We start from the raw sequence: 3,615 nt of genomic DNA, 5'->3' as shown, positions 1-3,615 counted from the left end.
GGCCCAGCTCAGCCATGAGCTGCTCCATAGTGAAGTCAGCTCGAAAGCTGGCCTGCAGAGCAAGATCGTAGATCCGAAGGAAGAACTGGGTCGAACCGCGAGTGGCAAGCACCAGGTTGTGCTGGGGGATCAGCAACAGCTTTGCCCCAACCGAATGGGCTCCGGTTATCGCGTCTTCCGCGAGCGTGTCGACCGCCACGACCAGGTGGTCAGAGCTAAGCAAAACGTTGAGGATGCTCATCTTGCGGGTCCAAGGACTTGCAGAGACTATCGTCTCTATTCAGACACCTGTCCACATAGGCCCAGCTATGTCCCATACCGATTTGGACCTTTCGCAGCGCTTGGCAGCATGCGAGAGCGAGCTGGAAGCGCATCGCGGCTACCTGAAGGCACTTGAGTACGGCTTACGAGCTGCAATCATCAGCCATCCCAGACCTGAAGCACTGGTGCAGGTATGGAGAGCGATGCTTCCGGGCATGGCCGAAGCGCACAGGGGACGCGATGGAGCCGTCTTTGCCGCAGCGCTGGAGCAGGCTTTGACGCTGCTCACTGAGCAGATCGAAGCGTCACCTTCTAACGAGAGCTCCGCAGACCGCTGAAACGACTTCCAGACGGCGTGATTGGAGCCGGTTGCATTGCACGACTCCCTCCAAGCCACGGTCCGCTTCCGGCCAGAAGCGGACATTGGTAGTGCAAGCATTCTGGGAATTCTTCCGGTGACTCTACAGCTGAACCCTTGGCAGGAGCTATGGTCATTTCTCCTGTGGTGCGGGAGCTGATTCGGCCGCCCGTTGAAGCAGCTGCAGAGTATTGCCAATGAGATGCAGGAGAGCTCCCGGGTGAAGAGCAGCAGGCGCGTTGTCGGATCGGAACAACACACATAGAACAGGTTGCGGCTCCTTTCGAACCTATGCAGCTCGCAATGCAGTTCAATCGTCTCTCCATCGACGTTGATCAGATGTGCGCACGAGGCTATCAGAGGCTGCTCGGGGCAGACGCCTGATGACTGATGGCGCCGCCAGATGCCATAATTTTCTGCTTCCGAATGAAAATTCCCACATGGACGTTGGCCGCCCCGCAAAGCAATCTTCCGCGCTCTTTCGCGAGGCGGTCAGGCTGGATCATCAGCGCCGCCAGAACGCTCCGCTCGACCGCCTAGGCTTTGGCTGGCGCTCGACCGCCTTGTTCTTTCTCCTGCTGGCCGGGGCAGTCCTAGCTGTCGCAGCTACAGCACGCTTTCCAAGGAAAGAACGCGCCCAAGGGGAGATATCTACCGAGATGGGAACAAAGCGCGTAACTGCGACCCGACAGGGCGTGGTTTCGGCTATACACGTCAAGCCGAATGAGGCAGTTCGGAAGGGGCAGAGTCTGCTGAGCCTTTCCTACGACCGGACAGTTGACGGCATAAGTATTGGAAATCGTAGCCTCGAAGCTGCTCGTAAGCAGATGTTATCGCGCGTGGACTCACTGGAAGACACGGCAGAAGTCATCAGACAGAAGATCCTTGAGGTAGAGCTTGAGTCGGTAGAGAACCGCGAGCAAGTTGAATTCCTCAATGAGCTTGTCGCTCTGAAAGAGATGCAGATCGCGGATAAGCAGCGGACGGTTGAGGCCATGGAGCAGCTCACCAAGGAGAAGATCGTCTCGGAACTGCAGTTCCGCGCCGCTCGTGGTGAGCTTTTGGATCAGCAGCAGCAACTGGTAGGTCTCAAACGAGAGCGTGGCCAGCTGCTAGCCAAGATAGGAACGTCGGAAAGCTCGAGGCGCCAGTTGGAGCACCAAGTCTCTTCATCCGAGTCGATGATTACGGCTGAGACGGCCGCATTCGATGAGAAGGAGATCTCATTGCGAGCCAGTAGCGCGGAGACACTGACGGCTCCAATGGATGGGCGCGTATCAAGTCGGATTGCATCTTTGGGCGAATCAGTCCAACCCGGTGCATCACTCATGATCATCGCTGCGACGGACGAGCCTGCGATTGGGCGTGCATGGGTGAAATCATCAGCCATCGGATTTCTGAAGCTTGGAGGTGAAGCGCGTTTGAAGGTCTCGGCGTTCCCGTATCGCAAGTTTGGCACGATCTCGGGAACAGTACGGGAAGTCGCCAAGGCGCCCACGCCCGTTGCAGACTTGCCCAGAGATCTGAATGCATCCGAGGCGATGTATGCAATCACCATCTCCCTGTCATCCACCAATCACGAGACGTCCCGCAATCAAACGATTGATCCATCCATGCTCGGAGACGGAATGAAGTTCGATGTGGATCTTATGATGGAGCGGAGAACACTTCTCGAGATGCTATTTGATCCTGCAAGGACGGCACTTTCCGGCCTGGAATGATCTGCTCAGGCGTCACACGCTTCACGCTTGTTATTGAGCCGCCAGCACATGTGGCAAGCAGCGTCGCCAGGCTCGCGATCTGTGGTCGATGAGTAACGGCAATGATCGTGATGCCGATCGATCGCAGCGAGAGGAAAATTTCCCTTTCCTTATCTAGATCAACGTTCGCTGTCGCCTCATCAAGAAGAAGAACGCGGGGGCGGCGGTACAGGGCACGAGCAATCAGGAGCCGCTGACGCTGGCCTGCAGACAATGAGCTTCCAATCTCACCAATGCGCGTCTGCAACTGAAGCGGCATAGCTTTGACCTCTGTCGCGAGCCCAGCCAGCGCCAGGCATCGCCAGATACTCTCTGGCTCAGCATCCTCAGAAAAGAACGCTACGTTCTCGCCGATGCTCCCTCCAAGCAGCTCGTCCCCTTGCATTACCACGCCAATCTGCGACCTTATGGAGCGCGAGAATGGCGTAGACAATGCCGTGCCGTCATACCGGATCTCACCTTGCTGCGGGGGATACAAACCAGCGAGCAGCTTCATGATGGTGCTCTTGCCACAACCGGACGGACCATTGAGGAGTACGAAGTCTCCTGCATGAACGGCGATATTGAGTGCTTTTACCGAAAATTCGTCCGATTGACCGTAGCGATAGTACACATTCTGGGCGTATATGCGCCCCTCAAGCGGAGGGTGATCCATTGCCTCAGGACCCATCAGCTCGCTCTCGCTTAGAACAATATCGGCCAATCGGTCTGAGTGAAGGACAGTCTGGCGGAAGGCGGTGATCTGCTGGACGAACGTATGGATTCTTGCGGACAGTTGGCGCTTGAGTGCAAAGAAGGCAAATAGGGCGCCAACCGTCAGTGCTTGATCCAGCAGCAAATGAACGCCTAGGTAGACAGCGCCGGCCGTCGCGAGATTGTCCAGCAAGGTGCGGCTAGCAGACAAGGATGCTAGCAATGAATTCAGTCGATTTCCTGCGTTGGTTGCGTCTGCAAGTCGGGCCGACCATTCCGCCTCGCGATTCAGCTCGGCGCCGGCGGACTTGATGGATGCGATTGAACGAATCGTCTCAATCCTGGCAGTCTTCTCACGCAGTGATGCCTGAAAGGCCTCCCCGCCCAGCTTGTTTCGCACCGGCGATGAAGCCCAAGAAAGGCCCAAGTAGAGTGCCGCGGCCGAACTGCCAACAAGCGCAAGCACCGGTGAGACGAAGAACATTGTCGCCACAAGTAGAAGCGATAGAATCCCGTCCATAACAGCGGACACAAGGCCGCCTG

3 protein-coding genes and 1 pseudogene are annotated in these 3,615 nt (G+C 56.8%); 2 read left to right on the top strand and 2 right to left on the bottom strand.

The window, feature by feature from the left end:
- Nucleotides 1–241: pseudogene (locus tag DBR20_RS17850) on the bottom strand (hypothetical protein); the annotation flags it as partial.
- Nucleotides 242–308: 67 nt separating this feature from the next.
- Between DBR20_RS17850 and DBR20_RS17845 the strand changes: the two are divergent.
- Nucleotides 309–599, top strand: a complete 291-nt coding sequence (locus DBR20_RS17845; RefSeq protein WP_108267365.1) for a hypothetical protein — start codon at nucleotides 309–311, stop codon at nucleotides 597–599.
- Between the two features lie 460 nt (nucleotides 600–1,059).
- On the top strand, nucleotides 1,060–2,340 hold the full coding sequence (locus DBR20_RS17840; RefSeq protein ID WP_181393125.1) for an HlyD family efflux transporter periplasmic adaptor subunit: 1,281 nt from the start codon (nucleotides 1,060–1,062) through the stop codon (nucleotides 2,338–2,340).
- Here the strand turns inward: DBR20_RS17840 and DBR20_RS17835 are convergent.
- The coding region (locus DBR20_RS17835; RefSeq protein ID WP_146187049.1) for an ATP-binding cassette domain-containing protein at nucleotides 2,267–3,615 on the bottom strand (1,349 nt) is incomplete at its 5' end. The two genes, DBR20_RS17840 and DBR20_RS17835, sit on opposite strands and share 74 nt — an antisense overlap.

Source organism: Stenotrophomonas sp. HMWF023 (assembly GCF_003060985.1).
Lineage (GTDB): Bacteria > Pseudomonadota > Gammaproteobacteria > Xanthomonadales > Xanthomonadaceae > Stenotrophomonas > Stenotrophomonas lactitubi.
Note: the sequence above shows the minus strand (reverse complement) of the source record. Positions and strands in the feature narration are given on the sequence as shown.

Bases quoted from the DNA above. Each gene is read 5' to 3' on its own strand.
- DBR20_RS17840 (WP_181393125.1), top strand. From the start codon at position 1,060: ATGGACGTTGGCCGCCCCGCAAAGCAATCTTCCGCGCTCTTTCGCGAG.
- DBR20_RS17845 (WP_108267365.1), top strand. From the start codon at position 309: ATGTCCCATACCGATTTGGACCTTTCGCAGCGCTTGGCAGCATGCGAG.